This is a genomic window from Deltaproteobacteria bacterium (assembly GCA_016208165.1).
In the GTDB taxonomy this organism is placed as follows: Bacteria; Desulfobacterota; Desulfarculia; order JACQYL01; family JACQYL01; genus JACQYL01.
The window spans coordinates 90,390-96,389 of sequence record JACQYL010000013.1; the positions used below are offsets into that span (position 1 = coordinate 90,390).

5 protein-coding genes are annotated in these 6,000 nt (G+C 57.3%); 1 reads left to right on the forward strand and 4 read right to left on the reverse strand.

The window, feature by feature from the left end:
- The first annotated feature begins 244 nt into the window (after positions 1 to 244).
- Positions 245 to 541, forward strand: coding sequence for a hypothetical protein (locus HY788_02630; protein ID MBI4773071.1), 297 nt, complete (start codon positions 245 to 247; stop codon positions 539 to 541).
- A 227-nt stretch (positions 542 to 768) separates the two neighbouring features.
- Here HY788_02630 and HY788_02635 read toward each other — a convergent pair whose 3' ends face one another.
- The 4 genes from HY788_02635 to HY788_02650 all read right to left on the reverse strand — a co-directional run bounded on the left by HY788_02635 (position 769) and on the right by HY788_02650 (position 5,734).
- Positions 769 to 2,547, reverse strand: coding sequence for an aldehyde ferredoxin oxidoreductase family protein (locus HY788_02635; GenBank protein ID MBI4773072.1), 1,779 nt, complete (start codon positions 2,545 to 2,547; stop codon positions 769 to 771).
- A gap of 344 nt (positions 2,548 to 2,891) precedes the next feature.
- Positions 2,892 to 3,914: an ATP-binding cassette domain-containing protein gene (locus tag HY788_02640; GenBank protein MBI4773073.1), complete on the reverse strand. Its 1,023-nt coding sequence runs from the start codon at positions 3,912 to 3,914 to the stop codon at positions 2,892 to 2,894.
- Positions 3,895 to 4,908 carry an ABC transporter ATP-binding protein gene (locus HY788_02645; GenBank protein ID MBI4773074.1) on the reverse strand — a complete coding sequence of 338 codons (1,014 nt, stop codon included), beginning with the start codon at positions 4,906 to 4,908 and terminating at the stop codon, positions 3,895 to 3,897. The genes HY788_02640 and HY788_02645 overlap by 20 nt, the downstream gene beginning before the upstream one ends.
- Positions 4,909 to 5,194: 286 nt before the next feature.
- Positions 5,195 to 5,734 carry a transposase gene (locus tag HY788_02650; GenBank protein MBI4773075.1) on the reverse strand — a complete coding sequence of 180 codons (540 nt, stop codon included), beginning with the start codon at positions 5,732 to 5,734 and terminating at the stop codon, positions 5,195 to 5,197.
- Positions 5,735 to 6,000: the final 266 nt, after the last annotated feature.

Here is a 6,000-nt window from a genome sequence, read left to right on the forward strand (position 1 = left end):
CGGGATCGCGGCAGACATCGCGCGTCAAGACGGTGAATAAATAAGGAATCTTCGCGGGCTTCCCGGCGGCTTTGTCTTTGGGAAGCGACCCGTTATTCCACCGGAGCGAGCCCACTCTCTCCACTACGCTTTCGGCGCCGGAAGCCTTTTGGGAGCGATATCGCAGATGAAGCTCAGGAATATCATTGCACATATTCGACGTTGGGCCCATTCGCCCGGTCGAACGACCGAGGATATGAAGAATGTGAAACCGGAGAACCGGGAGCAACGACGCTCGGAAACGTATCGCCTGCGCGTGGAAAGCTGCATCGAGACCATTCTTCGCGTGAACGAGACCATGGATCTATCCGTACTGGATGCGGAAGTGGTCGAGCGTTTTCAACACTTGAAGTCGATCATGCAGGAAGTGGACTCGAGCACCATCCGGGAACAGGATCTGCTGCGCATCGAGGATGCCACGAACCGGCTGTTGCAGGATATCCGAATGCTCTGCCTGACGAAACGAAACGAAGTCGCGCCCACGGAAGAACGGATGAACTGACGTACGTTCCTGTTCGGACTCGAAGGAAAGGTTCGGGACGTCCGCTCACAGGCGCCGGTTGCTTGTGGAGACCTCTCTACGGAAGGTGTCTTAAGCATCCTTTGGCGGACCGCCCGGATCGAGATCATTCCGCTCCGTACCTTCGCCTTGAAAAGATCTAAGAGCGGGTCAGGGCAAAGCCGCCAAAGGCAGGTCTAGATCATTTTTCCCCTGTGAATATTCAGCTCTTATGCGGCGGCGCCCGGGGGAATCCCTCGCTCGTTCCATCCTCGGGCTCGATAGTAGTCCTCGAGGAGCCGGCGCATGTCTTCCTCGGTGATCACTTTTCCCGTTTCGGGCAATGTCTCGAGGTGAAAGCGCTTGGGCAGGTAATCATCCTCCGGCTCGAGACCTTCCCGGAGGTTGAATCGTCGGGTGTTGTCCGTAATGGCCCCCGCGATGGAACGCATGGCGTCACGATCCAGATCCAGCCCGGTGGTCGCCTCGATGATGACGGCGAGTCGGTCCCACGGATACAGGTCCCGAAAGAAGCGGCAGAGCACCATGGAGTCGAACAGGGTTAACCGGTCTTCCCATTCGGCGAACATCTCTGCTTTCCCCTGGATCTGATCCGGATCGATCATCTTGGCCAATTCGGGTTTGTAGAAGGTGGCGCGAAGGTGACAGGCCCCGCGGTCCGAAGCGCCGTACGCCAGCCCCATTCCTTTCAGCACCCTTGGATCGTAGCCCGCCGGCTCGAGGCCTTTCACGTGGATCGCCTGGTCTTCCATCCCCCATTCCCGGGCGGCCGCTTTGATCCCCCGGGCCAACACGTCCCCCACGCCTCTTCGGTAGGCCATATCCTTCAGCAGGCTTGCGATCCGATCCACCTTACCATAGTCGATGTCGTAATCGATCTTTTGCTGTCGAGCGGCCTCGATGGCAAACGCCGCAAGATTGCCCGCACTGATGGTGTCGATTCCCAGGCGGTCGCACAGATCGTTAAGAAAAGCGATTTCCTCGATGTCGGCCACTTCGCAGAGACCGCCCAGCGCGTAGATGGTTTCGTATTCAGGACCTTCGATTTTGAGGCCCTGATGTCGGCCTTCCTTTACGGTTCCCAGCCTGCCGCAAGCAATGAAGCATTTCAGACAGGCGTGAGGAGTGACGGATAGTCGTTGGTGAAGCGCGGCGGCGTTGATGCTTTCCCTGTGCGCGGCCTCCCCCTTTTTCCAGTAGCGGGTGGGAAAGCTTCCCACTTTGCTCATGATGTCGACCATCATGGGAGTACCCAGGTTCTTGTAGGCTTGTACCCCTTTATCGTCCTTGGCGTTTTGGGCGAGTTCCTTCGCGAAATCCTTCAGCATCCGGGGATCGGCCGTTTCCTTGTTTTTGTTGCCCCGAAAGGCAATGGCTTTGATCTTTTTCGAACCCATTACGGCGCCCACTCCGGTTCTGCCGGCGCTTCGCCAGTAATCGTTTTCGATCACGGCAAAGCTCACCAAACGCTCTCCCGCGGGACCGATGGTGACGACGCCGGAGTTCCCGGCGTCCGGGCGATCTTCCGAAACCCATGCCTTCACGCGGTCTTCGGTCTCGAACGTGTCCAGTCCCCACAAATCATCCGCTTCGTGGAAGGCCGCTCCCTCCTCGGAAACCTCGAGCCAAACGGGCTCCGTGGCCGCGCCGTGTATCATCACCGCGTCAAATCCGGTGCGGGCCATGTATTCCGCCGTCGTGCCTCCGGAATAGGATTCCGCATAAAAGCCCGTCTGCGGGGATTTCGTGAACACACCGTGTCTGCACGAACCCCAAATCGGCGTGCCGTTGGCGGGACCGGTGGCAAAGATAAGGCGGTTCTCCGGTCCCAGCGGATCCACACGGGGAGGGTTGTACCTGAGAAGAAGATGGGTGGCCAATCCCTTGCCGCCCAGAAAAGCGCGCAACACCTCGTCCGAAATCGTTTTGACTTCGAACGACCTCCGCGAAGCATCCACCTCCAATACCTTGTTATAAAAGCCGAACATGGTGGTCATCCTCCGATTCCAGGCGATAGCCAAGGCGCATCGCCCCATGGTGATTCTTTGGATACCTCGGGCAGGCAGCCCGGTAAGAACAATGTATCTGTTCAGGCGGTGCTTGGGGAACCCTTCTGAAGAATCCCGCCGCAACGGGACCGAACTACCCCCCCGGAACTCCGAGCCCCAGCTCGGCACAAGAATCCCGCCGCGGCGGGACCAAACCCCTCCCTAGACTTTTGAACAAGGGTCCTTCCGGCTTACGCCGGAAAGATCCGGGAGGGCGGATGGAGTCTCCTCGGGCGAAAAAGGCGACCTAAAGCGCCGTGTCAGAGACTTCCCCAGCGAACGTTCTATCTGAAGTGGCAGGCCATGTAGTGGCCGCCGCCTTTGTCTTCCAGGACCGGATGTTCGTGGCGGCAGACGGCTTCGGCGTAAGGGCAGCGTGTGTGAAAGCGGCATCCGGGCGGAGGGGCCAAGGGGCTCGGCACGTCTCCTTTCAAGGGCGCGCGCCGGAGGTGGCGGCGCTGCGGGTCGATTCTCGGAGCAGAAGCCAGAAGCGCTTCGGTATACGGGTGATAGGGCGCCGACAGGAACATCCGTCTTGGGGCAATATCCACGATTTCACCTAAATACATCACGCCGATGCGGTCGCTGAGATGATGAATCACGCCCAGATCGTGGGAAATCAGAATATACGTAAGATTGTATTTCTCCTGAAGCGTCTGGAGCAACTGAAGGACCTGGGCCTGGACGGAAACGTCGAGAGAGGAAACCGGTTCGTCCGCCACAATGAGATCCGGATTCAAGGCCAGGGCGCGGGCGATGCCGATGCGTTGCCGCTGTCCGCCGCTGAACTGGTGCGGGTAACGATTCATGTCATCCGGTTTCAACCCCACCTCCCGCATCAGTTGGGCCACCCTTTCGGCAATTTCGGACCGGGCGCCCACGTTGTGAATGACCAGCGGCTCGCCGATCAGCCAACCCGCGCGTTTTCTGGGGTTCAGGGACGAATAGGGGTCCTGGAAGATGATCTGCATGTGCCTGCGCAGATTTCTGAGCTCCGAGGAAGAAAGGTGGGCGAGGTCTTGGGATTTGAACCGGACCATACCCGACGTGGGTCTCTCGAGATAGAGGATCAATCGGCCGAACGTGCTTTTCCCGCACCCGCTTTCACCCACCAGGCCGAAGGTTTCACCGGGCAGGATGGAGAGGGAGACCCCGTCCACGGCATTCAGCGCTTTCCTGCGTTTCGAGAAATAGCCGGTGCGCACCCAGTACGTTTTGCGCAAGTCCACGGTCTCGACCAGCGGCGATGCAGGAGCATCCAACCGTGATTCCGCCTCGGATAGGATCCTAGCTCCATTCGGGATCATATTTGTAACATCTCACTAGACGATGGTCTTCTCCGTGAACATACAGCTCGGGTTCCGCTTTCGAACAGGGTTCGAATACGTCCGGACACCGGTCCGAGAATTTACATCCGCCGGGCAACTCGAAATAGCCGGGCACCGTGCCGGGAATGGCCTCCAGCTTACCCGTACGCCCCAAGCCGGGAACGGAGTTCAGGAGTCCGACGGTATATGGATGCAGCGGATCGTCGAATAAGGACTCCACGCGGGCCGACTCGAAAACCCGGCCGGCATACATGACGATCACATCGTCGGCCATTTCGCTCACCACTCCCAGATCGTGGGTGATCAGCAACAGGGCTGTGGATTTTCGGGTTTTCAGCTCGTTCATCAGACTGAGAATCTGGGCCTGAATGGTGGTGTCCAGAGCTGTAGTGGGTTCGTCGGCGATGATGAGTTCGGGCTCGCAGGCCATGGCCATGGCGATCATGACTCGTTGCCTCATGCCGCCGCTCATCTGATGGGGGTATTCGCTTACACGCTGCTCGGGGTCCGGAATGCCCACGGACCTCATGGCTTGAACGGCGCTATCGAGGGCATCGGCGCGATTCATCTTTCGGTGGGCCCGAAACATTTCTCCAACCTGGTCGCCCACCGGATACACCGGATTCAAAGAGGTCATAGGCTCCTGAAAGATCATGGATATCCGGTTTCCTCGGATCCGGCGCATCTCGGATTCGTCCAGTCCCAACAGATCGGTACCGTCGAACCAAATGTTTCCGTCCGCGATTTTTCCGGAAACGGGAGGGATCAAGCGCATGATGGAGAGCGCCGTTGCGCTCTTGCCGCACCCGCTTTCTCCAACCAGGCCGAGCGTGCTTCCGGATCTCATGGCGAACGAAACACCGTCCACGGCCCGCAAGGGACCTTGGTCCGTGTGAAACACCGTAACCAGTCCTTCCACTCGAAGGAGCGAAGACTGTTCAGTGGGTTTCGTTTCCGGTGAGAACGAGTTCATAGCGCCTTTGTCCGTGGCCGAAGGGCCCCATCCGATTCGCCCGCATTCGTCCCTAGAGTTGGGACAAAAAAGGCGGGCTTTCTGATCGCAGGTATTTCCGCCCACTTTACCCGCAGGGCGTGGGCAAAATCAACCGGCATTGTCGTATCCGTTCCGGTTTGTATTGCGTGGGGGCGGTTACAGGGAAGAGGCCTCGGGTAGGAACGACGTCTCCGGGAATGAGCCTGCATGTTGGGTTATGCAAAGCGAAACCCAACAATTCCCCGGCATCCCAAACCTAACGATTTCATTCGCAGCCCGTCGATGGACTCAATTTAGGTTGTACGCCCGCGCCCCAATTAGTATCACAAAGGCCTTTTCTTACGAAGGAGTGGAAACTCGAATATGTCCAATCTTTCGGAATTGGGACCAATCCGTGTTTAACAGGATTATAATGGATGTATTCGACGTGCCGGACGAAATCCGACTCGTCCCGTATAGCATGTTCCCAATACCGTCGCTGCCAGACCGGTTTTTCCTTTTTTCGAAGCCGTGATGGTGTATTTTGTCCAATACCTTGCTCTATGTGCCGCGAAAAACGGCTCTTTATTAATCGCCATCTCATTGGGAAGTCCGCGTCACCCTTGGGTAGGGTCCAGATGCAATGAAGGTGAACCGGCAAAATCACGCAAGCCTCCATGACAAAAGGATGTTTTTTCATTACTGAGCTGAAGGCGCTTACAAGGGTTTCAATATTCCGGGCATTGGAAAAAAGGGGAATTCGTTTGTAGGTAACAAGGCTAAAGAAGTGGGTTCCACCGGGAATTCTTACTCTTCGGTAACGCATATGAACATCATGGTAGGGTTTGGATTTGCCTGACCCGAACGGAAGCCATTCGTTGGGTTACGCTCGCGTTGCTCGCTAACCCAACCTACAAGCGCAACGGCCGTCGGGGTCGCCTCGCTCAGGCGGTAGATACCGTCTTGAGAGTCAAGGCGGAATTCCGAAATTTTGATGTCTTTTGCTCTTTGAAAACATAAAGAATGCCTCCGACCTCTCAAGGATAGCATGGGCGCGATCTCAGTAAAGGCTGCCCTCCGGCTCGCTGTCGC

What these genes read in the sequence shown, in the direction of transcription:
- HY788_02645 (MBI4773074.1), bottom strand. Translation starts at nt 4,908, where the DNA reads ATGAACTCGTTCTCACCGGAAACGAAACCCACTGAACAGTCTTCGCTC.
- HY788_02640 (MBI4773073.1), bottom strand. Translation starts at nt 3,914, where the DNA reads ATGATCCCGAATGGAGCTAGGATCCTATCCGAGGCGGAATCACGGTTG.
- HY788_02635 (MBI4773072.1), bottom strand. Translation starts at nt 2,547, where the DNA reads ATGTTCGGCTTTTATAACAAGGTATTGGAGGTGGATGCTTCGCGGAGG.
- HY788_02650 (MBI4773075.1), bottom strand. Translation starts at nt 5,734, where the DNA reads ATGCGTTACCGAAGAGTAAGAATTCCCGGTGGAACCCACTTCTTTAGC.